Source organism: Cobetia sp. 4B (assembly GCF_018831605.1).
Classification (GTDB): domain Bacteria; phylum Pseudomonadota; class Gammaproteobacteria; order Pseudomonadales; family Halomonadaceae; genus Cobetia; species Cobetia amphilecti.
Genome location: NZ_CP059843.1, coordinates 3,117,670 through 3,142,736, shown reverse-complemented (window position 1 = coordinate 3,142,736; position 25,067 = coordinate 3,117,670). Strand labels below are relative to the sequence as shown.

Genomic DNA, 25,067 nt, shown 5'->3' with positions numbered 1-25,067 from the left:
GGCGGGCTCATACAGCCAGCCAATCAGGGCGATAAGGTGGCTCAATTGCTTCCTGGCCCACGAGTCGTATGATCTGCGCTTATCGGTACGCGTCTGACGGTTGTCCGTCACGTGGCGCGCCGCATCCCCATTTCTCTGGAGTCCGATCATGTCTGAATCCCTCGTGCTGGCCTGTCCGCAATGTCTCGCTCTCAATCGTGTGGCCACCGCGCGTCTGGATGACAACCCCAGCTGCGGCAAGTGCAGCGCCGCCGTGCTGCCCAAGGAGCCGCTGGAACTGACCAGCGACAACTTCGAGGCTCTGGTGGTGCGCAGTGAAATGCCGGTGGTCATCGACTTCTGGGCCAGCTGGTGTGGCCCGTGCAAGATGATGGGGCCGATCTTCAATGAAGTCGCCGCGCAGATGGGCACCCGTGTGCGTTTCGCCAAGATCGACACCGAAGCCCAGCAGGCGCTGGCTGGTCGTTTCGGCATCCGCAGCATTCCGACGCTGCTGGTGATGAAGCAGGGCAAGGAGCTGGCGCGCGAATCAGGCGTGATGCAGGCCGGTCAGCTCAAGCAGTGGCTGGCACCGCACGCGGTGTGACCACGGCCCGCTCAAGACAAGTCCGCAGTTGAGCGTTCAGGGAAACCCGGACGCAGCTCAAGAACTGACAACGCCTGACGTGCAATCGCGTCAGGCGTTGTCGTCTCAGTCCGAATAGACCATCTTGCGCGTCATGCCGCCATCGACGACATGATTCTGGCCGGTGATGAAGCCGGCCTTGTCCGAGATCAGGAAGGCCACCAGCGCGGCGATGTCATCGACATGGCCGACGCGCCCGACGGGATGCTGGGCGTGGTCTTCGTCACTCAGCGATTCGGCCTCGCCGCTTTTCTGCAGGGCGCTGACGTCGATCCAGCCCGGGCTGATGGCATTGACGCGAATCTCCGGCCCCAGGCTCATCGCCATGGCGTGGGTGAGGGCGACGATGCCGCCCTTGCTGGCGGCGTAGGCTTCGCTGTGCGGCTCGGACTGCAGGGCGCGGCTGGAGGCCAGATTGACGATGCTGCCGCCGGTCTCGCGCAGATGACGCGCCGCATGCTTGGCGGTCAGGAAGCTGCTGGTCAGGCTGGTATCCAGTACCTGATGCCAGCGCTCGAGTGCCAGCTCCTCAAGCTTGCCCTGGAAGGGATCAGCGATCGCGGCATTGTTGATCACCGCGTCCAGCCGCCCGAAGGCTTCCCAGGTAGCCGCGATGCTGGCGGCCACGGATTTCTCGTCACGCACATCCAGCGTGAACACACGCAGGCGCTCACCGATGTCTTCTGCGGGCTGCTCACCAAGCGGCGCTCCCGAGCGTTGTGCAAGCTCCCTCGACGGCGCTGCAGGCTCCTCTGTGAGCCCGCTCGCCTGTCGCTTCTTCATCTCTCGATATTGCTGGCCTGCCTCGGCATCGATATCCGCCACGGCCACGCGCCAGCCGTGGGCGAGCAGGTAGTCGCTGATGCCGCGGCCGATGCCTTGAGCACCGCCGGTGATATAGGCCACCTTGGCTGTCTTCATGTCATTCTCCTGATGAGGTGCCGGCAGGGCGATATGACGAAGCGCTTCACACATGCTTCGTCGATGGCGCGGTGTGCCCCTGCGGGCAATGATATAGGTGCGGCTGGCGCGCGAGACAAGGGCGGTACCCGCAGACACCGTGCGGCGACCATGCCTCAGCATGACAGGCCTCAGAGTCGTGATGGGGCTGGCGGGTGGCGCGGCGCCTCACGGCCTGCGTTGAGGGCTGATCCTGATGGCTGATTCTATTGGTAAGGGAGTTATCGCCTCGCGTGGCAGCTGTCAGACTGTGCATGAGTCCACGTCAGGCGTCAGGTGCGTCTGGGTGACCACGAGATATCGCCATTCGACGCGAGGGGCGAGGAACTCGACTGCCGGGTCGTTGCCCGAGTCCCCTCAAGCCGCAAGCGAGTGAATGAGCGAGCGGGTAGCCCCCGATGAAGTATCAGTCGCGCGAGGAATGAAGATGAACAAGGGGATGCAACACTGGCTGGCGATGGTGGCCGTGGCGGTGATGCTGATGGCCACAACGGGATGCGATGGCGTCAATGGCCCGCGCCCTACCAGCGTGGCGACGCTGCTGGAACACTCCGAGGCCTGGCAGGGCGAGCAGGTGGCCGTACAGGGCAGGGTGCGCAGCGAAGACGTGCCCAACCGCTACTGGCTGGAAGGCGAAGGACAGCAGCGCCTGGAACTGCTGCCACCGGAGCGCATCGGTGCCTATATCGGGCGCGAGGTCCAGGTGAGTGGCCGCTTTGAATTCGAGGTCGGGGGTCAGCGCCGCATACGCCTGTCCAAGGTCACGCCGCTCGACAAGACGTCGCCTGAGGAGTGAGTGAGCACTTGCTGGGGTGGTGGGCTGGAGCGGGCTTGAGAGGACTGGAGCGGACTGGAGCGGGCCAGGGCTGGCCAGAGCGGGCCGAGCAAGGCGCCTCGGCAAGCCGGAAATGGCGGGCTGGAAACGACAGTCCGCAAACGACAGTCCGCAAACGACGATGCCCCGTCGCGCACATAGCGCAGGCGGGGCATCGTCGTGTCAGGCGAGCGGATCGATCAGGCTTTCTTGACGAAGATCGACTTGAGCTTCATCGGGCCGACGCCATCGATCTTGCAGTCGATGTCGTGATCGCCATCCACCAGGCGGATGTTCTTGACCTTGGTGCCGACCTTGACGACGGAGGAGGTGCCCTTGATCTTCAGGTCCTTGATGACGGTGACGGTATCGCCATCGACCAGCTCGTTGCCGTTGGCATCGCGGAATACCGGGCCGGCTTCCTCGACGGCAGCTTCCTTGGACCACTCATGGGCACATTCAGGGCAGACGTACTGCATGCCGTCATCGTAGGTGAATTCGGAATTGCAGGCCGGGCAGTTCGGGAGGGCGCTCATCACGGTGTCCTGAAAGCTGTCTCGCGCTTCACCCGCTAAGAAGTCGGGCGAAGATTCAGGCCGAGACATGGTGTTGGAAGGCGCGCATCGGGCTCAAGCGGTGCGCGAACGGCGGCAAGCCTACACCGATTCCATGACAGCGACCATCCAGTGCGGCCCTTGGTCGCAATCAGCGCGCGCCACTGCGGCCTCGCTTGGCAGCGTCTCAAACTACTGGCCTTGAGCCACTTACCCTCAACAACTCGCCATCAGCGCCTGACCGACGCGTGAGCCATTCGGCCGGCCAAGCTCACGGCTGATCCAGTCACCGGTGCGGGCCAGCGCTGCCAGATCCACCCCCGTCTCGATGCCCATGCCCTCAAGCAGATAGAGCACGTCTTCACTGGCGACATTGCCCGAGGCGCCCTTGGCGTAGGGGCAGCCGCCCAGGCCCGCCACCGAGCTGTCGATCACCGTGATGCCTTCTTCCAGCACGGCGTAGAGGTTGGCGAGCGCCTGGCCGTAGGTATCGTGGAAGTGGGCGGCGAGCTGCGTGATCGGCACCTCGCGACTGACCTGCTCCAGCATGTGCTTGGCCTTGAGCGGCGTGCCGACGCCGATGGTGTCGCCCAGCGAGACTTCGTAGCAGCCCATGGCCTTGAGCTCGCGAGCGACGGCGGCCACCTCGGCGGGGGCTATCTCGCCTTCATAGGGGCAGCCGAGCACGCAGGACACATAGCCGCGCACACGCACACCAGCCTTGAGGGCGTGTTCCATCACCGGCGCAAAGCGCTCAAGCGACTCGGCGATCGAGCAGTTGATGTTGCGCTGCGAGAAGGACTCGCTGGCCGAGCCGAATACGGCCACTTCGCGCACACCACACTCAAGCGCCGCCTCAAGCCCCTTCATGTTGGGCGTGAGGGCGGAGTAAGTGGTTGCTGACTTGGCAGTTGTTGAATTGGCGTGGCCGTCACGTAGCGCCAGCATGATCTCGCGGTGATCGGCCATCTGCGGCACCCACCTGGGCGAGACGAAGCTGGCGGCCTCGACATGCGCAAGGCCGCTGTCGCTCAGGCGCCGGATCAACTCAAGCTTGGTGGCAGTCGCGACGGGCACCGACTCGTTCTGCAGTCCGTCGCGCGCGCCGACCTCGACGATGCGTACCTTGCGGGGAAAGTGCATGCTGACTTACTCCTTGTCCGTCTCGTCCTTGCCCGCCTCGGCCTGCGCGGCCGTGAACTCGAGCAGCACATCGCCCTGGACCACGCTGTCACCGGCCGAGAAGTGGAACTGGGCGACCTCGCCATCGGCGGGGGCATTGAGGGTGTGCTCCATCTTCATCGCCTCCATCACCATCAGGGGCGTGCCCTGCGGGACATGGCTGCCCGGCGCGACCAGCTGCGCGACCACGGTGCCATTCATCGGCGCATTCAGGGTCGCCTGGGTCTCGTGGCGCGCGTGGTCCACGGCGTCGGCGCGCCGCCACAGCAGGCGTGATTCTCCCTGTGGAGTGCTGCCGGACTGGCTGTGCTGCGCTGACGACAGCACCAGCACTTCACCGCCGCGGGCCGGCGCGTGACTGGCCTGGAAGCGACGACGATAGCCATCCAGCGTCACGGCGATGGCGTTGCCTTCAAGGCGAGTGAGTCGGCCGAGATGCTTCGTAGTCTGTCTTTCATCGTCGTAGTGAGTGGTCACTTCAATCTGCCAGTCGCCGCGCGAATCGCTCCCGGACGACGTACCCGCCGTATGCGTATTCGCCAGGGAGGCATGCGTTACGGGGCGGCGCGCGATGATATGCGCCACCTTGTCGCTGCGCTCATCGGCATCGGCGTCAGCGGGCAGACACAGCGCCAGGCGCACCTGGTGTGGCAGGCCATTGCGCCAGCCATCGCGGCGCTCCCACGGGCTGGCGCAGGGCTGGCGCGAATGTGATGTGCGGCTCGATGGTGATGCGTGGCTGGCTTGCTCATTCAGGCGCGAGAGCGCCAGCAGGGCACTGGCCGCCAGGCTGTCGTGGTCCAGTGTCGCGCTGGGGAACAGGCTGTCGTGGTGGCGTTCGATGAAACGGGTATCCAGCTCGGCGGCGCGGAAGTCAGCATGGCCCGCCAGACGGGACAGGAAGGCGCGGTTGGTGGTGACGCCGCGCACTTCCAGCGCTGCCAGTGCGCGCAGCAGTGTCTCGAGGGCCTGTTCGCGAGTCGGCCCGTAGCTGATCAGCTTGGCCAGCATCGGGTCGTAATGCATCGAGACTTCATCGCCCTCGGCGACGCCGCTGTCCAGGCGTACCTGCCGGGCGGCCAGCCCGGCCCCTGCCAGATCCAGCCGGAAGCGTTCCAGCACACCGGTGGCGGGCAGGAAGTCGTTGTCCGGGTCTTCGGCGTAGAGGCGCGCCTCGAAGCTGTGGCCGGTCAACGTCAGCTCATCCTGCTGGCGCGGCAGGCGTTCACCCCGCGCGATGCGCAGTTGCCATTCGACGAGGTCTTCGCCGGTGATCATCTCGGTCACCGGATGCTCGACCTGCAGGCGGGTGTTCATCTCCATGAAGTAGAAAGCGCCGTGGCTTTCGCTGCCCGGCTGCGGCGCGTCGAGCAGAAACTCGATGGTGCCGGCACCGACATAGCCGATCTCGCGCGCTGCCCGCACGGCGGCCTCGCCCATCTCACGGCGTAGCGACGGCGTCAGCCCTGGCGCGGGCGCCTCTTCCAGCACCTTCTGGTGGCGACGCTGGACACTGCAATCGCGTTCGAACAGATAGACACCGCTGCCGTAGCTGTCGCAGAACACCTGGACTTCGACATGGCGCGGCTGGGTCAGGTATTTCTCGATCAGCATGCGCTCGTCACCGAAGGCGGCGCGGGATTCACGGCGACAGCTGGCCAGCGCCGCCGCAAATTCCTGTGCGCTCTCGACCACGCGCATGCCCTTGCCGCCACCGCCGGCGCAGGCCTTGATCAGCACCGGATAGCCCATGCGGTCCGCTTCGGCCTGCAGCAGCTCATCCTGCTGGTCCTCGCCGTGGTAGCCGGGCACCAGCGGCACATTGGCCGCCTGCATGCGCATCTTGGCGGCGGACTTGTCGCCCATGTCGGCGATCGCGCTCTGGGGCGGGCCGACGAAGATGATGCCGGCCTCGGCCAGCGCGCTGACGAAGGCGGCGTTCTCGGACAGGAAGCCATAGCCGGGATGCACGGCATCGGCACCGCTTTTGCGTGCTGCAGCGATCACCTTGTCGATGTCCAGATAGCTTTCGCGGGCGCTGGCGGGGCCGAGACGCACGGCCTCGTCGGCCTCGCGCACATGCAGGGCATCGGCGTCGGCATCGGAGTAGACCGCCACTGTCTGGATGCCCATGGCGCGAGCGGTGCGCATCACGCGTACGGCGATCTCACCCCGGTTGGCGACCAGCAGCTTGCGGATCTCGCCGCAACCGGCGGGGAGGGTCTGGTCTGTCTCGCGGTTGGCGTTCATGGCAAGCGTCCTGTGGCGAAGGTGGCAAGGGAAATCAGGAAGAGAAAAGCTCGTAAGAAAAAATCCGGCAGGCATGGCCGAGGTGGATGGCCGAGAGTGATGGCCAGTGCCGAGAGCGTCGACACGCCGCCAGCGGCTTCAGGCCTCTGGTGTTCACGAGGATTTCGACGTCTCGGTTGTTTGGTTCTCGGTCGGCACCCAGGGCGCCGGCGTGCCGGCGAAGAAGGCGGCCAGTCCGGCCTGGCCCTGTTTGCTGACGCGCAGCTGGCTGATCACCTCGCAGCAGCGTTCACGGGTCGCGGCGCTGGCAGGTGCCTGAGCCACCTCGCTGAGCAGGGCCTTGGTGGCGCGACTGGCGGCAGGCGAGGTGGCCAGCAGGGTCTGCACCATCTCCGTGATGCGCGCCTCCAGCAGCTCATCGGGGCAGGTCTCATGGACCAGGCCGATGCGCTGCGCGGTGGCACTGTCGATCACCTCGGCGCTGAGGGCATAACGGCGCATCTGGCGTGAGCCGATGGCGCGCTGCACGTAGGGACTGATAGCAGCCGGTGCCAGCCCGATGCGCACTTCGGAAAGACAGAAGCGCGCCCGCTCGGCGGCAATCACGATGTCGCAGCAGGCCGCCAGACCGACGGCACCGCCGAAGGTGGCGCCCTGGACACGACACACGCTGGGACAGGGCAGCTCATCGAGCAGCTGCATCAGTCGCGCAAGCTCGCGTGAGTCGGCGAGGTTATCCTCCAGCGAATACTCGACCATGCGCTGCATCCACTTGAGATCGGCGCCGGCCGAGAAGCTCTTGCCCTCGGAGGCCAGCACCACCACACGCACTTCATCGCGGCTCGCCCTGATGTGCAGGCTCTCCAGATGCTGATTCAGCTCTGCAATCAGCAGATCATCGAAGGCGTTGTGCACCTCGGGGCGCAGCAGAGTGAGGCGGGCGACGCCGTGTTGATCTATCTCGAGTCGACTCGATTGGCGAAGCTCTGTCATCGTGCTTTCTTCCATTTGGTTAGCTTGAAGATGACTATCGCTATTCAGTGCAGGCCACAAGCATTGTTGTGGCGCTTGACGGGTTACATGCGTAGCACACCGAAGCGACTGTCCTCGATCTCGGCATTCATGGCCGCGGCCAGTGACAGCCCCAGGATGTCGCGGGTCTGCAGCGGGTCGATCACGCCGTCATCCCACAGGCGCGCACTGGCATAGGTCGGATGGCCCTGACGCTCGTACTGATCGCGTACCGGCGCCTTGAAGGCCTCTTCTTCCTCGGCAGGCCACTCGCGCCCCTCGCGGGCATGCTGGTCGCGCTTGACCTGTGCCAGCACGTTGGCGGCCTGCTCGCCGCCCATCACCGAGATGCGCGAGTTGGGCCACATGAACAGCAGGTTGGGGTCATAGGCGCGCCCGCACATGCCGTAGTTGCCCGCGCCGAAACTGCCACCGATCAGTACCGTGAACTTGGGTACCCTGGCGCAGGCCACCGCCGCCACCAGCTTGGCGCCGTGCTTGGCGATGCCTTCGTGCTCGTAGCGCGAGCCGACCATGAAGCCGGTGATGTTCTGCAGAAAGATCAGTGGAATCCGGCGCTGGGTGCACAGCTCGATGAAGTGCGCGCCCTTGAGGGCGCTTTCCGAGAACAGCACGCCATTGTTGGCGAGGATGCCGACTGGATGGCCATGCAGATGCGCGAAGCCGGTGACCAGCGTCTCGCCGTATTCGCGCTTGAACTCGTCGAAGTCCGAGTCATCCACCAGGCGGCCGATCACCTCGCGCACGTCATAGGGTTTCTTGAGATCGGTGCCGACGATGCCGTAGAGCTCCTGCGGGTCCAGGCGTGGCGGACGCGATTCGCGCAGCGCGAGCTGGCCCTTGCGCTGCCAGTTGAGGCGCGACACGGCGCGGCGAGCCAGCTGCAGAGCATGGGCGTCGTTGTCGGCCAGATGGTCGGCCACGCCGCTGATCTTGCAGTGCACCTCGGCACCGCCCAGCGCCTCGGCGCTGATGTCCTCACCGGTGGCGGCCTTCACCAGCGGCGGCCCCGCCAGGAAGATGGTGCCTTGCTCGCGCACGATGATGGATTCGTCCGCCATCGCCGGCACGTAGGCGCCGCCTGCGGTACATGAGCCCATCACCACGGCGATCTGCGGGATACCCTCGGCAGACAGCGTGGCCTGGTTGTAGAAGATGCGGCCGAAGTGGTCGCGGTCCGGGAAGACCTCGTCCTGGTGGGGCAGGTGCGCGCCGCCGGAATCGACCAGGTAGAGACAGGGCAGGCGATGCTTGCGGGCGATTTCCTGGGCGCGCAGATGCTTCTTGGCCGTCATCGGGAAGTAGGTGCCGCCCTTGACGGTGGCGTCGTTGGCGACGATGACGCATTCCACGCCGCTGATGCGGCCGATGCCGGTGACCAGGCCCGCGCCGGGGACAGGGCTGTCGTAGACGTCGTGGGCCGCCAGCGCAGAGAGTTCGAGGAAGGGCGAGCCTTCATCGATCAGGTGGTCGATGCGTTCGCGCACGAACAGCTTGCCGCGCGACTCGTGACGTTCACGCGCCTTGTCGCCGCCACCGGCCGCGACGGTCTCCAGCAGCTGGTGCAGGCGATCGACCTCGGCCTGCATCGCCGCTTCATTGGCGCGGAACTGGTCACTGCGCGGATTGATCAGGGAGGTCAGTATGGCCATCAAGCAAGCTCCAGCGGCGAAGGGATACGAAAAAGAGTAGGGGATGACGAGAGGTGTCAGGCGCTCTCGTTGAACAGTTCACGCCCGATCAGCATGCGGCGGATCTCGCTGGTGCCGGCGCCGATCTCGTAAAGCTTGGCGTCTCGCAGCAGGCGCCCGGTGGCGTACTCGTTGATGTAGCCGTTGCCGCCGAGCAGCTGGATGGCATCCAGCGCCATCTGGGTGGCCTTCTCGGCGCAGTAGAGAATCACGCCCGCGGCGTCCTTGCGTGAGGTCTGGCCGCGATCACAGGCGTTGGCGACCGCATATAGATAGGCGCGACAGGCATTGAGGGTGGTGTACATGTCGGCGACCTTGCCCTGCACCAGCTGGAATTCACCGATGGCCTGGCCGAACTGACGACGCTCATGCAGGTAGGGCACCACGATATCCATGCAGGCCTGCATGATGCCGATAGGGCCGGCGGCCAGCACGGTGCGCTCGAAATCGAGCCCACGCATCAGCACCTTGACGCCACGATTGACCTCACCCAGCACGTTCTCCACCGGCACCTGGCAATCCTGGAAGACCAGCTCGCAGGTGTTGGAGCCGCGCATGCCGAGCTTGTCGAGCTTCTGGGCGGTGGAGAAGCCGGGGAAGTCACGCTCGATGATGAAGGCGGTGATGCCCTTGGAGCCGGCGTCCGGGTCGGTCTTCGCGTACACCACCAGGGTGTGGGCATCCGGGCCGTTGGTGATCCACATCTTGTTGCCGTTGAGCACGTAGTGATCGCCACGCAGTTCGGCCTTGAGCTGCATCGAGACCACGTCAGAGCCGGCGCCGGGTTCGGACATCGCCAGCGCGCCGACATGCTCGCCGCTCATCAGTTTCGGCAGGTAGCGTGCCTTCTGTTCGGCGGTGCCGTTTAGCTTGATCTGGTTCACGCACAGGTTGGAATGCGCGCCGTAGGAGAGCGCCACCGAGGCGCTGGCGCGCGAGATCTCTTCCATCGCGATGCAGTGCGCCAGATAGCCCATGCCGCTGCCGCCGTCCTCGTCCGGCACGGTGATGCCGAGCAGCCCCATGTCGCCGAATTTCTGCCACAGGTCATCGGGGAAGGCATTGCTGGCATCGATCTCGGCGGCGCGCGGGGCGATCTCGTCGCGGGCAAAGGCGTTGACCTGCTCACGCAGCAGGGTGTGTGTCTCGTCGAGTCCGAAATCCAGCGGTGAATAGAGGCTGTGCATGATCTGGCATCCTGTAGTTCGGTGAAGCGCGATGAGCAAGGCCCGCCAGGGGCTGTGATGACCTGATGGCGAACGGTCTGTCACGAAGGGTCTATCACGAACAGTCTGTCGCGAAGGGTCTATCACGAAGGGCTTATCAAGTCCGCCCGCCATGGGCCGCCTTGGCGTGTGATGGAAATTACTCTAGGTCAAAGTTGACGTTAACGTAAAGGTCATTATGCGGCGCTTTGACCAAGGTCGCAGGGCTTGCGGCAGAAGGTCAGCAGTGAGACTCGAGAGGGGAGTGCCAGGTCGAGAAGCTCAGTTACATAACGTCAGGGAGAGAAAGTCAGTCAGAGAGGCTCAGTCAGAGAGGCTCAGGTCGAGAAAGTCAGGTAGAGAAGCTCAAGTCGAGAAAGTCAGCTCAGGAAACGAAATTGCTCCGGCATCGCCGAGGTGACTTGATAAGCTGAGACGCTGTAGTCACTGTTGATTGAGGAAGTCGTGAGGGCGTCAGTGGGGAGCATTCCCGTCCCCTGTCTGGTGTCACCGGCACTCTTTAGTGTGCAAGTGCGCTGACTCGCCAGCGCTTTCCACCATTCCAGACTCATGCTCACCTGCCTAGAAGGACCTACTCGATGAGTGATGACACCGCCCCGGCAGTCCGCTTCAGCGGCCTGCACAAGGGCTTTGCCGGTCAGCGCCTGTTTGAAGGCATTGATCTTGAACTGCCGCGTGACCGTATCACCGCCCTGGTCGGTGCCAGTGGCTGTGGCAAATCGACCCTGCTGCAGCTGATCAACGGCCTGATCCGTCCGGATGAAGGCGAGGTGAAGGTATTCGGCGCCGCCGTCGATTACGCCAACCTGCCAGCCATGCGTCGCCGCATCGGCTATGCCGTCCAGCAGATCGGCCTCTTTCCCCATCTCAGCGTGCGCGACAACGTCGCCATTCTTGCTGACCGCGAAGGCTGGAGCGCCGAGCGCGTCAAGGCACGCATCGCGCGTCTGTTCCAGATGATGGATCTCGACATGGCGCTGCTGACGCGCTATCCCCACGAGATTTCCGGCGGTCAGGCCCAGCGCGTCGGGCTGTGTCGCGCCATGATGCTGGAACCACCGTTGCTGCTGCTCGATGAGGCCTTCTCGGCCGTCGACCCGATCACGCGCATCGAGGTGCATGCCCAGTTCCAGCGCATGCAGCAGGAGGAACCGCGCAGCGTGGTGATGGTCACCCACGACATGAACGAGGCGCTGAGCCTGTCCGATCACATGGTGGTGATGGCGCCCGGTGTGGTGCTGCAGGCCGCCAGCCCCGACACCATCACCACGGCGCCAGCGGATGAGCGCGTGGCCCGACTGCTGGAGGCACGCGCATGAAGACGCTGATGACGACTCCCGTCCTGCAACGCTCGCGCTGCGGGCTGTCTGGTGCGCTGATGGTCGCCGGCCTGGCGCTTGCCAGTCTTGGGGCACTGGTGTCCAGTCCGCTTGCCAGCGCGGAAGAGCAAGCCGTGGCATGGCCCGAGGACAAGCCGATCGTGGTCGGCTCCAAGGCGGACCGCGAAGGGCATCTGCTGGGCGAGATATTCGCGCAGGTGCTGGAGGATGCCGGCTTTACAGTCGAGCGCCGTCTGGGGCTGGGGCAGACCATCATCACCTATCAGGGGCTGGCGGAAGGCGAGCTGGATGTCTATCCCGAATACACCGGCACCCTGGCCCACGCCATTCTCAAGCTGGATGACGTGCCTGCGCTCGAGAAGCTCGATGAGCTGAGTCGCGAGCAGGGCCTGCGCGTGCTCGAGCCGCTGGGCTTCAACAATACCTACGCCGTCAGCATGCGCCGCGATCAGGCCGAGTCGCTGGGCATCAGTACCATCGGCGATATGGCCGATCACCCGGATCTGTCCGTCGCGATGTCGCATGAGTTCATCAAGCGTCCGGATGGCTGGCCGGGACTGGCCGCGGAATACGGGCTTTCCCAGGTGCCGCGTGGCATCGAGCACGGCATCGCCTATCAGGCGCTGCGCGAGAGCAAGATCGACGCCACCGATGCCTATTCCACCGAGGGTGACATCAAGCGCTTCGACTTCGTGCTGCTCGACGATGACAAGGGCTACTTCCCCGAATATCTGGCGGTGCCCTTCGTGAACGCCGCCTTGCCGGAAGATGCCGTCGCGGCGCTCAACCAGCTGGCGGGCAGCCTCGATGAAGACAGCATGCAGGCGCTCAACGCCCGCGTCTCCACCGATGAGCAGAGCTTCGCCCAGGTCGCCAGTCGCTTCATTCAGGAACAGGGCATCACCACCGAGCAGCGTGAAGTCAGCGGTGCCAAGTGGGACAAGCTGGGCACCAATCTGATCGAGCACCTGCAGTTGACGCTCTCGGCGCTGCTGCTGGCGTGTCTGGTCGGTCTGCCGCTGTCCTTGCTTGTCTATCGCAATCCGAAGGTCTCGCGGGTGGTGCTCTATGTCACCGGCCTGCTGCAGACCATTCCCTCCATCGCGCTGCTGGCACTGATGATTCCGCTGTTCGGTATCGGGGTGGTACCGGCGGTGATCGCGCTGTTCGTCTATTCCTTGCTGCCGATCATCCGCGCGGCGATCACCGCGCTGCTGACGGTGGACCCGCTGCTGGTCAAGGTGGCACGTGGCATGGGCCTGACGCGTCGTGAGCAGCTGCGTCACGTCATCCTGCCGCTGGCGACGCCCAATCTGCTCACCGGTATCAAGACCGCCGCCATCATCAATATCGGCACCGCGACGCTGGCAGCCTTCATCGGCGCCGGGGGGCTGGGCGAGCCGATCGTCACCGGGCTTTCGCTCAATGACTATGATCTGGTGCTTTACGGGGCGATTCCCGCGGCATTGCTGGCCATCTGTGCCGAGCTGCTGTTCGAGCTGTTCGAGCGCCTGGTGATACCGGCGCATATGCGGGGCCTGAAGGCTCGCTGAGCCGGAAAAAACGGCGTAGTACATTACACGACAATCATGTCGCAACTCTTGTACAAGGCGTGCGGTAAAAAAGGAAGGCTGCTGCGAAGGTTTAACGTTGGTCGTCGATCAGAGTAATGTGAAGGGGAAAGTAAGGGCTTGCTGACAGGGCTTGCAGACAGCGCCGGGCAATCTTGTACGGCCCGGCCTTGCAGCAGCCTCTACCCCCTTTGAAGGAGAGATTCATGCGTATTAAAAATCTGTTTCCGATTGCACTGGTCGCGGCGACTCTGGCCCTGAGTGGCTGTGGTCTGTTCGGTCATGGCCACGGCCATGGTGGTCACGGCGGTGGCGGTGGTGGCAAAGGTCACGCGATGATCGACACCCCGGTCAGCGCACCGGCGGATCATCTGTCCTGATCTAGCCTCGCCTGTCGGTTGACGAAGAAGCCGCCCCTTACTGCCTCACGGCAAGGAAGGGGCGGCTTTTTTGTGTTCGTTTCCGTGTGCGTGTTCGTGTGCCGATCTGAGCTGTGTGGGGCTGGGCTGGGCTGTGTGTGCGAGGACGGTGCTGTCAGTCGCGATGCTTTCAGTCGCAGTGCTCTGCGAGCGGCGAGCGCCGAGCAGGTGGCATAAAAAAGACCTCCCCGAGGGGAGGTCTGCAAGCACGTCACCGTATGTCTGCCGTGACGCTCGGCGCCCTTGAGGCAAGGGTCGACCGATAGAGGTGCCGACAGCTGCGGTTCCTGAGTCTGGAAGCGCTACCAGCTGGCATCCATGGCATCGGGGTCAGATGATCAGTTGTTCATGGCCTGCGGAAGATAAAGCACGATCTCCGGGAAGACGTGCATCAGCACGATGGAGAAGATCATCAGCAGGAAGAACGGCAGTGTCGCCTTGGTGATGGTGATGATGTCCTTGCCGGTCAGGCTCTGGATCACGAACAGGTTGAAGCCGACCGGCGGGGTGATCTGCGACATCTCGACCACGATGATCAGGTAGATACCGAACCAGATCAGGTCGAAACCGGCGGCTTCGATGACCGGCATGATGATGGAGGTCACCAGCAGGATCAGCGAGATGCCGTCGAGGAAGCAGCCCAGAATCAGCAGGAACAGCGTCAGCACCACCAGCAGCATGGTCGGCGACAGACCCAGGGTGGCGATGCCTTCGGCCAGCTGCATCGGAATCTGGGTGAAGCTCATCGCGGAGGACAGGAAGGAGGCACCGGCGATGATGAAGGCGATCATGCACGAGGTGCGCAGCGCCGCGAACAGCGATTCCTTGAAGGTGGCGGCGGTCATGTGGCCGTTGAGGCGCGCGATGATCAGCGACAGTACCACGCCGACCGCGGCCGCTTCGGTGGGTGACGCCAGGCCACCGTAGATGCTGCCGAGGATGCCGCCGATCAGTGCCAGCAGCGGAATCAGCTGGGCGCTGTTGCGCAGCTTGGCCATGAAGCCCATGTGCGGCTCGTCATGGCCGGCGCGGCCCTGCGGCTCACCGACGACCTTCGACCAGATCGCCAGGTAGCCCATGAACAGGGCCAGCAGCAGCATGCCCGGCAGGACACCGGCGATGAACAGACGCGAGATGGACTGCTCGGTGACCACGCCGTAGACGATCATCATGATCGACGGCGGAATCAGCAGGCCGAGGGTCGAGGCACTGGCGAGGGTGCCGATGGCCAGGTTGCTGTCGTAGCCGCGGCGCTCAAGTTCCGGCAGCGTCATCTTGCCGACGGTGGCACAGGTGGCGGCGGAGGAGCCGCACACGGCGGCGAACAGACCGCTGCCGATGATGTTGGAGTGCAGCAGACGGCCCGGCAGGCGATTGAGCCACGGTGCCAGCGCGCGGAACATGTTGTCGGCCAGTCCGGAGCGGAACAGGATCTCGCCCATCCACACGAACATCGGCAGGGCGGTCAGGTCCCAGCCGTAGCTGGCGCCCCAGAAATCGGAGGCCAGGATCGGGCCGGTCTCGAAGGTGGAGAAGAAGGTCAGCACGATCCAGCCGGTGCCGATCAGCGAGAAGGCGACCCACACGCCGCTGCCGAGCAGCAAGGCGAGGGCCAGCAGAGTGACGAGGATGAGTGTCAGCATGTCATTCGGCTCCGTCTTCGGGCTCGGGCGCCACGTAGCTTGAGGGCGCGGTGAAGGCGGTGCGCAGCGTGGCGATCAGGGTCTCGAGAATCGCCAGGCACAGCAGGCCGGTACCGGCGACCAGCACGCTCTGCGGAATCCACAGCGGCAGCGCCAGCAGGCCGGAGGAGATGTCGTGGTACTCGAGGCTCTCGCCGACCAGCAGTACCAGTTCATGGGTGATCAACACGCTCAGGCCGAGTGCGATCAGCAGCGCGAGGCTTTCGATCCATACGCGCACGGCGGCCGGCAGGCGGTTGATGACCAGCGTCACGCGGATATGGGCGTGATGCGTGAAGGTGTAGGCGAGGCTCAGGAAGGTGGCGCCGACCAGCAGGAAGGCAGCCATTTCCGACACGCCGGAGATCTCGAAGCCGAGACGCTCGGCGCCGAACATCACCATGATGGCGTCGATCAGGCGCAGGAAGACTTGCAGGCTGACGAGGGTGCAGATCAGCAGCATGCAGGCCGCCGCACCCCACGCACCGAGGCGATAGAGTCTGTCGAAGAAATAGGTCATGACGGGCGCTCACAGGGAAGGTGAGGGTGGCCACGCGATGCTGCGCACAGGCTTGCCGTGGGTCACCTGCCGGCGGACGGCAGGTGTCGGAGTCTCGAGTGGCATATCGCGTGGCGGGATAGCAACGCTGCAGCTGGGGTCAGTCAGGACATCTGCAGCGCTCAGGCAATGCTCAGACGTTGCTCAGGCAGTGCACGGTCGATGCGCTCAGCGACGTGACCAGCATTCAGCGCCGGGCAGTCGGGCTTGCGAGCGGATCTCAGGCGTCCAGGTCTGCGCGGTAGCGCTCGAGCAGCTGCTGGCCTTCTTCACCGGCACGCGACTTCCAGTCCTGGAACAGCTTGTCACCGGCGGCCTTGAGGTCTTCGGCCAGCTTGGCGTCAGGCTCGCTGATGGTGAAGCCATTCTCGGTCAGCACCTTGGCGCTCTCGTCGGCATCGGCCTTGCTGGCTTCCCAGCCGCGGGTTTCGGCGGCCTTGGCGGCATCGAGCACGGCTTGCTGGGTGCTCTCGTCGAGACGGTCGAAGGCACGCTTGTTGACGAAGACGATGTTCTTCGGCAGCCACAGCTTGGCGTCGTTGTAGTGCTTGATGTAATCCCAGGCCGACATGGACTTGCCGGTGGAGCTGGAGGTGATCATCGCGTCGACACGGCCGGTGCTGAAGGCGGTGGGGATGTCGGCTTCTTCGGTCTCGGTGGGCTTGCCGCCGACGTTCTCGACGAAGCGCTGGGTGTTGATGTTGGGTGCGCGGATACGCAGGCCCTTGAGCTGGGAGACGTCGGTGAGGTCGAAGTCGGTGTAGATGCCCTGGGCCGGCCAGGCGACCGCGTACAGCGGCATCAGACCTTCCTTGGCGAACAGCTCGGTGATGTCCGGCTTGGAGGCCTGCCAGAGGGCGAAGGCTTCTTCGTAGCTGGAGGCGACGCCCGGCAGGGTGTCCAGCTCGTAGACCGGCGATTCGTTGGAGAGAATCGACAGGAAGATCTCACCGGCCTGGACGGTGCCGCGACGCACGGAAGGCTTGATCTCGCCGTGGGAGATCAGGGAACCGCCGCTGTGCACGGTCACGGTCAGCTCGCCATCGGTAGCCTCGGTGACGTCCTCGGCGAACTGCTTGGTGTTCTTGGTGTGGAAGCTGGCATCGCCATACGGAGTGGCGAGGTTCCACTGTGCCGCGAGTGCCGGGCCACTGAAGGCCAGGGCACCCACTGTCGCCAGCCAGGCGAAGGACTTGACTGTCGGGGTCTTGCGAGTGAGGGAATCGTTGGGCTTACGCATGTCTTGTTCCTCATTATTATTGAATGTTGTCGGCAGACAATTTCATTCTTCAAGCGACGGGCCATCCCGTCCAATCGTTAATTCTGATGCGTAGTATCGATGAAATCTTTCACAGTGTCGTCGCATGAAAGCCTTTGACGATATTGTTAGACCTTGGTCTGACGCTGATCTGATGCGAGGCAGGGCGCGATCAACCCTGACTCAGCGCATGACAGGCGGCCTGATCAGGGATCGGAATGCGCGTGTTGCTGCGAGTAAGTCTCGGCACACTGGCGGCCGAGGCGTGCCACGCTGGCGCAGAAATCGGGATAGTTGGCATTGCGCCAGATGGCTTCATAGACCATTGGCGGCAATGGGGTCTGCAGTGGCAGGCGCACCAGTTCGCCGTGGCTGATGACATCCTCCACCGTGGCGACCGGCAGTACGCCGATGCCGAGCCCTTCGCTGCTCATGCGCAGGATGGTCATCAGGGTGCTGGTGCAGTGCACCTTGGGCTGGGTGATTCCCTGTTCCGACAGATAGCTGACCAGCTCGGTATAGGGGCGCGCCTGCTTGCTGAAGGAGATGAATGGCGTGGAGGCGAAGCGCTCGCCATCCTCGGCCAGCTGCCCGGCGAGGGTCGGCGAGGCGAACATGCCCATCTCGAAGGTGCACAGCGGGGTCTGGGTGGCGTAGGGCCCCATGGCGGCGCTGTCCATCGCGAACAGCATGTCGAGATCGTTGTCGGCCAGACGCTGATGCAGGGAGGGCGAGATGTCGACGGTCATTTCCAGCGTCAGCTTGGGATAGCGTTCGGCCAGCTGGCGCATGAAGGCGGGGAACCAGCTGTTGGCGATGGTCTCGATCACGCCCAGACGCAGGGTGCCTGAGAAGGCGCCTTCTTCCTGAAACAGACGCATGGCTTCGTCGCGGCCACTGAGCAGGCGCTCGGCGTGGGCGAAGAACTCTCGCCCGCGCAGGGTGGGCTGGATGGGGCGGGTGGCGCGTTCCAGCAGGGATTCGCCGACGGTGGCTTCCAGGCGGTTGATGCGGTCCGAGATGGAGGGCTGGGTCAGGTGAAGCTTGGTCGCGCCCTTGCGGAACGAGCCAAGCCGGACCACCCAGACGAAGGCCTCGAGTTCCTTGAAGTCGAACATGGCAGATGCCCCGTGATGAATCGTGAAGACCGCCCATCTTGCCGCATGCAGCGCGGGGCGTCAGCTTTCATCACGGAGCATGGCCCGCGTCAGGCCGGGCGTGGGCTCTCCCGCTTGCGCGGGTCGCTTACGTCATTTGCGAAACAGCTGGCTTTCGCGGTCCTTGAAGGCCTTGAATTCCAGCGCATTGCCGGTGGGGTCGAGGAAGAACATCGTCGCCTGTTCACCAGGTTCGCCCTTGAAGCGGATATGGGGCTCGATCTCGAAGGTGACGCCCTCGGCGATGAGGCGGTCCGCCAGCGCTTGCCAGGCGTCCATCTCCAGTACCACGCCGAAGTGCGGCACCGGCACGCCATGGCCATCGACCGGATTGCGGTGCTGAGCGACAGCGCTTGCCGGGTCGGCCAGTACCGGATTCAGGTGACAGACGAATTGGTGGCCATAGAGGTCGAAATCGACCCAGCTGTCGGACGAGCGGCCCTCGGGGCAGCCCAGAAACTCGCCATAGAAGCGGCGTGCCTCGGCGATATCGCGGACCTGGATGGCGAGGTGGAACGGGTCGCTGACGGCCATGGTGAAACTCCTGTTGTTGTTGGGGATTCGGCTGAGCAAAGAATGGCTTCAGACAAGCGGTGGGCGGGATGACAGGCCCTGAAATCACCGCTCGGCTCGCCCAAGACAGAAGCATGACGCGCCCTGTCGGGCAAGCGATACACGGCCGGTGCTTTCATGGCGCAAGATGATGAAAGATTTCACCGATATGACGAATCATAAAATACGATTGGATACCAAGGCGGCCCCTTACATAGAGTGGAGGCATAACAACACACAAGATCTGACCTGTGAGGTTCCGCTATGTCCCGCTCTGCTCCCTCCCTCCCCTTGCTCAACTGCGATATGGGCGAAAGCTTCGGCAACTGGAAGATCGGTCTGGATGAAGAGGTCATGCCCTTCGTCGACTGCGCCAATATCGCCTGTGGTTTCCACGCCTCCGACCCCAGCATCATGCGCCGCACCGTGCGTCTGGCGGTCAAGCATGACGTGCGCATCGGTGCGCACCCGGCCTACCCGGACCTGCAAGGCTTCGGCCGTCGCTCGATGGCGTGTTCGCCTGCCGAGGTCGAGGACATGCTGCTCTACCAGATCGGCGCGCTCGATGGCATCTGTCGCGCCGAGGGCACTCGCGTCCAGTACGTGAAGCCGCATGGTGCGCTCTACAACGACATGGCCGCCGACCCGACGCTGCTGCGCGCCGTCATGCAGGCCGTGGTGCGCTATGACGCCAGCCTGCCGTTGATGGTGATGGCGACCGCCAACCCCGCGCCGATGCAGGCGCTGGCCGACGAGATGGGCATCACGCTGTGGTTCGAGGCCTTTGCCGACCGTGCCTACGACTCACGCGGCCACCTGGTGTCGCGCCGTGAGCCGGGCGCCGTGCATCACGACAGCGAGGTGATCATCGCCCAGTCCGTGACGCTGGCGCGTGGTGAAGCGCTGACCGACAGCAGCGGCGGTGACCTGGTGCTGTCCGCCGATACGCTGTGCGTGCACGGTGACAACGCCGAGTCCGTGGCCGCGGTGCGCGCCATCCGTGAAGCCTTCGATACGTTGGCGGGTGCCTGATGGCGGGGGCTGACAGCCACGGCCGTGGCACGTCACCGCAACTGCGTCTCGAGACCGTCGGCATGGACTCGCTGATCATCCGGCTGTTCGATCGCATCGAGGAATCCAACATGGCCTGGGTGCTGGCCGCCGACAGTGCGCTGCGTGAGGCCTTCGGCGCGGCGCTGGTCGATCTGGTGCCGTCCTACACCACGCTGCTGCTGCACTACGATGTGGCCGCGCTGGAAGAAGGCGAGGCGCGTGCCCGCATCCAGGCCGCGCTGGCGGATCTCGCGCCGGGCAGTGGCCAGCAGGGCCAGCTGCATGAAGTGCCCGTCTGGTATGACGACAGTGTCGGGCCGGAGCTGGCGCCGATCGCCGCGCGGCTGGGCATCAGCGTCGAGGCGCTGATCGAGCGTCACGGGGCGCATGACTACTGCGTGTTCGCCCTCGGCTTCGCGCCCGGTTTCGCCTTCATGGGCGTGCTGGAAGAGGCGCTGACCACGCCGCGCCTCAAGACGCCGCGCCAGAAGATCGCCCCCGGCAGCGTCGGCATCGCCGACCGTCAGGCCGCCATCTACCCGTCTCGCTCACCCGGCGGCTGGAACATTCTGGGCCGTACGCCCATCACGCTGTTCGGGCGCAATGAGGCCGGCGAACCGTCCAGCCGTTTCATGCCCGGTGATCGCGTGCGCTTTGTCTCCGTGAGCCGAGAGGAATTCGTTCGCCTGGGCGGCGATGTCACCCCGCTGGAGGAACGCGCATGAGCGACGTGAAGACGAAGACGACGCTGCGCGTCGAACGCAGTGGTGCACTGGCACTGGTGCAGGACGCTGGCCGTCTGGGCGTGCGTCACCTGGGCGTGACCCAGGGCGGGGCGGCGGACTGGGTGTCGCTGGGCTGGGCCAACTGGCTGCTGGGCAACGCCCATGACGCGCCGGGCCTCGAGATCACCATGGGCGGCGGCTTGCTGCTCAAGGTCGAACAGGCCGGCACCCTGGCGCTGTGCGGCTCGGACCTGGCCGCGACCCTCGATGGCGAGGCCCTCGCGCCGGGTCAGGCCTTCGAGGTGGCCAGCGGACAGCAGCTCAAGTTCGAGCGTCCCGTCGCCGGGCTGCGTGCCTATCTGGCCTTCCCCGGTGGCCTGGATGTCGCCCCGGTGCTGGGCAGTGCCGCCAGCACGGTGCGCGACGGCCTCGGCGGGCTGGATGGCGAAGGGCGAGCCCTGACCAGCGGTGATGTACTGACGGCTGCCAGCAATGAGCTGTCGCTGCGCGAGCTGCCGGTGTCGGCACAGGCATGGCAGCAGTTGCTGACCCCCAGGGAAGGCGAGGCGCTCGAGTTGCCGCTGGTCGTGGGAGCGCAGATCGCCGAGTTCAGTGGCGACAGCCTCTATCGCGCCTTCAACAGCGAATGGGCGGTGGATGGTCGCGCCGATCGCATGGGCGTGCGCCTGACCGGCCCGCGTCTCGAGCGTGAAGGAGCGGGCATGGTGTCCGAAGGCATCCCGCTGGGCGCCGTGCAGGTGCCGGCCGATGGCCAGCCCATCATATTGCTCAATGATCGCCAGACCATCGGCGGCTACCCGCGCCTTGGCGCGCTGACGCCACTGGCCTGCGCACAGCTCGGGCAATGTGTGCCGGGTACCCGGGTGCGACTGGCGGCCGTGACGCCGGGTCAGGCGCGTCGTGATCACCTCGAGGTGCTGGCCGGTTGGCAGTCGTGATGCGCCGCAGCGGAGCTTTCAGCTCGACGCCTGCAGGCCAGAGTGATTAGACCGAAGCGCGCAGACAAAAAAAGGGCCTCCAAGTGGAGGCCCTTTCGGTTTTCCCGTGAGGGAATCTTTGATGCTGTTGGGAGTGATTGATCAGATCACACCCTTGATGAACAGATTCCCGGAGAAACGTTGCGCGAGCATCGGGAAACGTTGCACTGACTCGTGGGTATCGATGAAACACGAAGCAATGCGGTCATCATGTCGGGCACATTACCCTCACATGCTGACGGGTAACGAACGGCTTATCCCCCGAACGGGACTGTACTGGCAAGAATAACGGTTGAGGCAGGCGGATGCCAGTCATTTGCGAGCGCTGTTTCCTAATTTTTTCCTCGCCGCATCCCTGCGGTGAGTTCTGCTGATTCATCGCGCCCTTCACTGCCTGGCAGGACGCTTGCGCAGGCGCCACAGGTGAACCTCCAGCCAGCCGGCTTCCAGGGCCAGCATCAGGTTGCGTTGCATCTGGGAAAAGGCCGGGCCGAATACCAGTTCCGGCGTCAGGCCGCGGGCGGCCAGCATGGCCGGCGAGGGCGCAGGTGCGTCCTCGCGGTAGGCACCGGGCTGCTCGCTGGTGCTCTCGCGCATGCGCCGCGCTTGCCAGCTCAGCACCTGATCGGTCAGCTCGACATGGGCATCGACCTCGAAGCCACTGCTGGCCATCGCCTCATGCAACTCCTCGCAGCTGGCCAGCTGGTCGCCACGCGGTGACAGTGCCCAGGGCAGTGGCAGGGCAGGGCGCTCGCCAAACGCCTGCGCCTGCACGCTGAGCACCGGCTCGTGCAGCAGGAGATAGCCATCCTGCTCGAGACAGTCATGCCACTGGGTGAGCGTGCTGACCTTGTCGCTCAGATGCACCAGCAGGTGCTGGCTGAAGAGGCGATCAAAGCGGCGGCCCGAGAGTGCCGGATGCAGCTCGGGGTAGCAGGCATCGCCCTCCAGTACGCGAATCGACTCGCGCAGTCCGGTGGCCCGGTTGAGGGCGATCGCCAGCTCGCAGAGGCTGCTCGAGAGATCCAGCGTGGTGATGTGGTGGTCCGCGCCGGTGTTACGCGACTGGCTGGCAATATGCCGTGCCAGCCCGCCAAGCCCTGCGCCGAGTTCGAGCATCGCCAGCCCCCGCGACTGGGGTTCCAGTCTGGCGAGGGCCAGCAGCTCGCGGGTGCCCGTCACGCCACCCAGATGCAGTTGGTCCAGCCCGGCCAGTGCCATGATCGGCAGTTCGCCGCTCGGGTGGGCATCGATCAGCGTCTCGAGCGCCTCGTCGAGGGCCGCATGATGGTGGCTCGCCGCATAGTGGGCGACCTGCTGACGAGCGCTGCTCAGGTGGCGTGTGGCGGGGGCGTCATCCTCCTCCTCACGTGAGGTGCTCACCTGGCCAGTCCCAGTTCTTGCGTCGCGGCCTCGCGCATCTTGAACTTCTGGATCTTGCCGGTCACGGTCATCGGGAATTCCTCCACGAACTTGATGTAGCGCGGCACCTTGAAGTGAGCGATACGTCCCTGGCAGAACGCCTTGAGCGCCGGTTCATCGAGCTGCTCGCCTTCCTTGAGCTTGACCCATGCCATCACTTCCTCGCCATACCGCTCATCGGGCACGCCGATCACCTGCACGTCCGACACCGCCGGGTGGGTGTAGAGGAAGTCCTCGATCTCGCGCGGATAGATGTTCTCGCCCCCGCGGATGATCATGTCCTTGATACGTCCCACGATCGTCACGTAGCCGTCTTCATCCAGCGTAGCGAGGTCGCCGGTATGCATCCAGCGGCCGGCATCGATGGCCTTGGCGGTGGCCTCCGGGTTGTTCCAGTAGCCCAGCATCACGCTGTAACCCCGCGTGCACAGCTCGCCTTTCTCGCCGACTGGCACCACGCGCCCGCTGTCAGGGTCGATGATCTTGATCTCCAGATGCGGATGCAGGGTGCCGACGGTGGAGACACGCTTGTCCAGCGGCGCCTCACGCGTGGTCTGCAGGCTGACCGGGCTGGTCTCGGTCATGCCGTAGGCGATGGTGACCTCGCGCATGTGCATGCGCTCGATGACCTGGCGCATCACCTCGATGGGGCAGATGGAGCCGGCCATGGTGCCGGTGCGCAGGCTGGTGAGGTCGAATTCGGCGAAGCGCGGGTGTTCGAGTTCGGCGATGAACATCGTCGGCACGCCGAACATCGCGGTGGCGCCTTCCTCGCTGACCGCCTGCAGGGTGGCCAGCGGATCGAAGCCCGCTTCCGGATAGACGATGGCGGCGCCGTGGGTCAGACAGCCCAGATTGCCCATCACCATGCCGAAGCAGTGGTAGAGCGGCACCGGCATCACCAGCTTGTCGTGCTCGCTGAGATTCATGCGCTCGGCGACGAAGAAGCCGTTGTTGAGGATGTTGTGGTGCGAGAGGGTCGCGCCCTTGGGGGCGCCGGTGGTGCCGGAGGTGTACTGGATATTGATCGGGTCATCGAAGGTCAGACTGGCCTGCAGCTCGCCGAGTGTCTCGACGGGGACGCTATCGGCACCGCTGAGCACATCCTGCCAGTTGAGCATGCCGGGCAGGGCATCCTCGGCCTCGAAGCAGATCAGGCGCCTGAGGTCCGGCAGCGCGCCATTGTGAATGCCATCACGGCCGCGAGCCTCCCTGGCCTCAGGGAACAGCTCCTCGAGGATCGCCACATAGTCGGACGCCTTGAAGCGGGACTGGAAGATCAGCGTCGCCGCGCCGGATTGCTTGAGGGCGTAGGCCAGTTCATGGCCGCGGTAACTCGGGTTGAGGTTGACCAGCACCACACCGATCTTGGCGGTGGCGTACTGGATCAGCGTCCATTCGGCGCGATTGGGCGCCCAGATGCCGACGCGGTCGCCGCGCTCGATGCCCATCGCCAGCAGGCCGCGCGCCACGCGCTCGACCTCTGTGTGCAGTTCGGCCCAGGTGTAGCGCAGTCCCTGATGGCGACTGATCAGGGCGTCGCGCTCGGGCCAGCGCGCGCAGATGCGATCGAGGCAATCCCCGATGGTTTCTCCCATCAGTGGTGTGTCGGAGGTAGCGCTGAGATAGCTGGCTGACTGGCTTGCGTGTGCCATTTCGCTGGCAGGCTGGCGTGTGGCGATGGCGTCCTGTGACATGGTGCTTTCCTGTGTCCTTGGTTGTTATTGGTGAGGCAAGGCTTGTCAGGGGGAGCCGCCTCAGGGAGGCGGTGACGCAGTGTTGTTGTTCTTTTCGTTCTTTTCGTTTTTGTCGTCTGGTCGTGCTGTCGTCTTGTCGTGAGGTCAGCGGGCGACGCGCTGCTCTCCGGCAGTCTGCTGTCGCCCGCACTCGTGAGGCGCTGGTCAGTTTTCGACAGACAGTTATCTACAGTCAGTCTAGTCGCTGTCACTTGTGTAGCCGGCAGTTATATAGCTGCTGCTGGCGCGAGTGGGTTCTGG

22 protein-coding genes are annotated in these 25,067 nt (G+C 64.5%); 8 read left to right on the top strand and 14 right to left on the bottom strand.

Annotated elements, in window-relative coordinates; genetic code table 11:
- The first annotated feature begins 148 nt into the window (after nt 1–148).
- A complete protein-coding gene (trxC, locus tag H2O77_RS12965) occupies nt 149–586 on the top strand; it encodes a thioredoxin TrxC (protein ID WP_043331344.1) in 438 nt (145 codons plus the stop codon).
- A 105-nt stretch (nt 587–691) separates the two neighbouring features.
- Here the strand turns inward: trxC and H2O77_RS12960 are convergent, their stop codons facing one another.
- Complete coding sequence (locus H2O77_RS12960; protein ID WP_215823258.1) at nt 692–1,546, bottom strand: SDR family oxidoreductase; 855 nt, start codon at nt 1,544–1,546, stop codon at nt 692–694.
- A gap of 466 nt (nt 1,547–2,012) precedes the next feature.
- Between H2O77_RS12960 and H2O77_RS12955 the strand changes: the two genes are divergently transcribed.
- Nucleotides 2,013–2,381, top strand: a complete 369-nt coding sequence (locus H2O77_RS12955; RefSeq protein WP_043331343.1) for a hypothetical protein — start codon at nt 2,013–2,015, stop codon at nt 2,379–2,381.
- A gap of 218 nt (nt 2,382–2,599) precedes the next feature.
- Here H2O77_RS12955 and H2O77_RS12950 read toward each other — a convergent pair whose 3' ends face one another.
- The 6 genes from H2O77_RS12950 to H2O77_RS12925 all read right to left on the bottom strand — a co-directional run bounded on the left by H2O77_RS12950 (nt 2,600) and on the right by H2O77_RS12925 (nt 10,295).
- Nucleotides 2,600–2,935, bottom strand: coding sequence for a zinc ribbon domain-containing protein YjdM (locus tag H2O77_RS12950; protein ID WP_043331342.1), 336 nt, complete (start codon nt 2,933–2,935; stop codon nt 2,600–2,602).
- 234 nt (nt 2,936–3,169) lie between these two features.
- Complete coding sequence (locus tag H2O77_RS12945) at nt 3,170–4,096, bottom strand: hydroxymethylglutaryl-CoA lyase (RefSeq protein ID WP_215823257.1); 927 nt, start codon at nt 4,094–4,096, stop codon at nt 3,170–3,172.
- A 6-nt stretch (nt 4,097–4,102) separates the two neighbouring features.
- The gene (locus H2O77_RS12940) at nt 4,103–6,385 is read right to left on the bottom strand and encodes an acetyl/propionyl/methylcrotonyl-CoA carboxylase subunit alpha (RefSeq protein WP_215823256.1); all 2,283 of its coding nucleotides are present in this window, start codon (nt 6,383–6,385) and stop codon (nt 4,103–4,105) included.
- Between the two features lie 153 nt (nt 6,386–6,538).
- The gene (locus H2O77_RS12935) at nt 6,539–7,378 is read right to left on the bottom strand and encodes an enoyl-CoA hydratase-related protein (protein ID WP_215823255.1); all 840 of its coding nucleotides are present in this window, start codon (nt 7,376–7,378) and stop codon (nt 6,539–6,541) included.
- 83 nt (nt 7,379–7,461) lie between these two features.
- A complete protein-coding gene (locus tag H2O77_RS12930; protein WP_215823254.1) occupies nt 7,462–9,069 on the bottom strand; it encodes a carboxyl transferase domain-containing protein in 1,608 nt (535 codons plus the stop codon).
- Between the two features lie 56 nt (nt 9,070–9,125).
- Nucleotides 9,126–10,295 (bottom strand): isovaleryl-CoA dehydrogenase, encoded by a 1,170-nt coding sequence (locus H2O77_RS12925; RefSeq protein ID WP_043331338.1) that lies wholly within the window; start codon nt 10,293–10,295, stop codon nt 9,126–9,128.
- Nucleotides 10,296–10,912: 617 nt separating this feature from the next.
- Here H2O77_RS12925 and H2O77_RS12920 point away from each other — a divergent pair.
- The 3 genes from H2O77_RS12920 to H2O77_RS12910 all read left to right on the top strand — a co-directional run bounded on the left by H2O77_RS12920 (nt 10,913) and on the right by H2O77_RS12910 (nt 13,625).
- Nucleotides 10,913–11,653 carry an ATP-binding cassette domain-containing protein gene (locus tag H2O77_RS12920; protein WP_131432512.1) on the top strand — a complete coding sequence of 247 codons (741 nt, stop codon included), beginning with the start codon at nt 10,913–10,915 and terminating at the stop codon, nt 11,651–11,653.
- On the top strand, nt 11,650–13,227 hold the full coding sequence (locus H2O77_RS12915; RefSeq protein ID WP_215823253.1) for a glycine betaine ABC transporter substrate-binding protein: 1,578 nt from the start codon (nt 11,650–11,652) through the stop codon (nt 13,225–13,227). Before H2O77_RS12920 ends, H2O77_RS12915 begins: the two co-directional genes overlap by 4 nt.
- Before the next feature lie 224 nt (nt 13,228–13,451).
- Nucleotides 13,452–13,625, top strand: coding sequence for a hypothetical protein (locus tag H2O77_RS12910; protein ID WP_215823252.1), 174 nt, complete (start codon nt 13,452–13,454; stop codon nt 13,623–13,625).
- Between the two features lie 377 nt (nt 13,626–14,002).
- On the opposite strand, the gene H2O77_RS12905 is transcribed toward H2O77_RS12910, so the two are convergent.
- From H2O77_RS12905 to H2O77_RS12885, 5 genes are all read right to left on the bottom strand, one after another.
- Entirely contained in the window at nt 14,003–15,307 is a 1,305-nt protein-coding gene (locus tag H2O77_RS12905; RefSeq protein WP_043331336.1) for a TRAP transporter large permease subunit, read from the bottom strand.
- Nucleotide 15,308: 1 nt separating this feature from the next.
- The gene (locus H2O77_RS12900) at nt 15,309–15,866 is read right to left on the bottom strand and encodes a TRAP transporter small permease (RefSeq protein ID WP_043331335.1); all 558 of its coding nucleotides are present in this window, start codon (nt 15,864–15,866) and stop codon (nt 15,309–15,311) included.
- A 259-nt stretch (nt 15,867–16,125) separates the two neighbouring features.
- Nucleotides 16,126–17,145 carry a TRAP transporter substrate-binding protein gene (locus H2O77_RS12895; protein WP_215823251.1) on the bottom strand — a complete coding sequence of 340 codons (1,020 nt, stop codon included), beginning with the start codon at nt 17,143–17,145 and terminating at the stop codon, nt 16,126–16,128.
- 224 nt (nt 17,146–17,369) lie between these two features.
- Complete coding sequence (locus H2O77_RS12890) at nt 17,370–18,281, bottom strand: LysR family transcriptional regulator (protein WP_215823250.1); 912 nt, start codon at nt 18,279–18,281, stop codon at nt 17,370–17,372.
- Between the two features lie 132 nt (nt 18,282–18,413).
- Nucleotides 18,414–18,854 (bottom strand): VOC family protein, encoded by a 441-nt coding sequence (locus tag H2O77_RS12885; protein WP_215823249.1) that lies wholly within the window; start codon nt 18,852–18,854, stop codon nt 18,414–18,416.
- Between the two features lie 282 nt (nt 18,855–19,136).
- Between H2O77_RS12885 and H2O77_RS12880 the strand changes: the two genes are divergently transcribed.
- Genes H2O77_RS12880 through H2O77_RS12870 form a run of 3 tightly spaced genes read left to right on the top strand, consistent with a single transcriptional unit; the run spans nt 19,137 to nt 21,609 of the window.
- On the top strand, nt 19,137–19,904 hold the full coding sequence (locus tag H2O77_RS12880) for a 5-oxoprolinase subunit PxpA (protein WP_153636297.1): 768 nt from the start codon (nt 19,137–19,139) through the stop codon (nt 19,902–19,904).
- Nucleotides 19,904–20,650 carry an allophanate hydrolase subunit 1 gene (locus tag H2O77_RS12875; RefSeq protein WP_054555508.1) on the top strand — a complete coding sequence of 249 codons (747 nt, stop codon included), beginning with the start codon at nt 19,904–19,906 and terminating at the stop codon, nt 20,648–20,650. Before H2O77_RS12880 ends, H2O77_RS12875 begins: the two co-directional genes overlap by 1 nt.
- Nucleotides 20,647–21,609 carry a biotin-dependent carboxyltransferase family protein gene (locus tag H2O77_RS12870; RefSeq protein WP_215823248.1) on the top strand — a complete coding sequence of 321 codons (963 nt, stop codon included), beginning with the start codon at nt 20,647–20,649 and terminating at the stop codon, nt 21,607–21,609. The genes H2O77_RS12875 and H2O77_RS12870 overlap by 4 nt, the downstream gene beginning before the upstream one ends.
- 426 nt (nt 21,610–22,035) lie before the next feature.
- Here the strand turns inward: H2O77_RS12870 and H2O77_RS12865 are convergent, their stop codons facing one another.
- Both H2O77_RS12865 and H2O77_RS12860 read right to left on the bottom strand, forming a co-directional pair.
- Complete coding sequence (locus tag H2O77_RS12865; protein ID WP_215823247.1) at nt 22,036–23,031, bottom strand: class I SAM-dependent methyltransferase; 996 nt, start codon at nt 23,029–23,031, stop codon at nt 22,036–22,038.
- On the bottom strand, nt 23,028–24,725 hold the full coding sequence (locus H2O77_RS12860; protein ID WP_215824603.1) for an AMP-binding protein: 1,698 nt from the start codon (nt 24,723–24,725) through the stop codon (nt 23,028–23,030). Before H2O77_RS12860 ends, H2O77_RS12865 begins: the two co-directional genes overlap by 4 nt.
- Nucleotides 24,726–25,067: the final 342 nt, after the last annotated feature.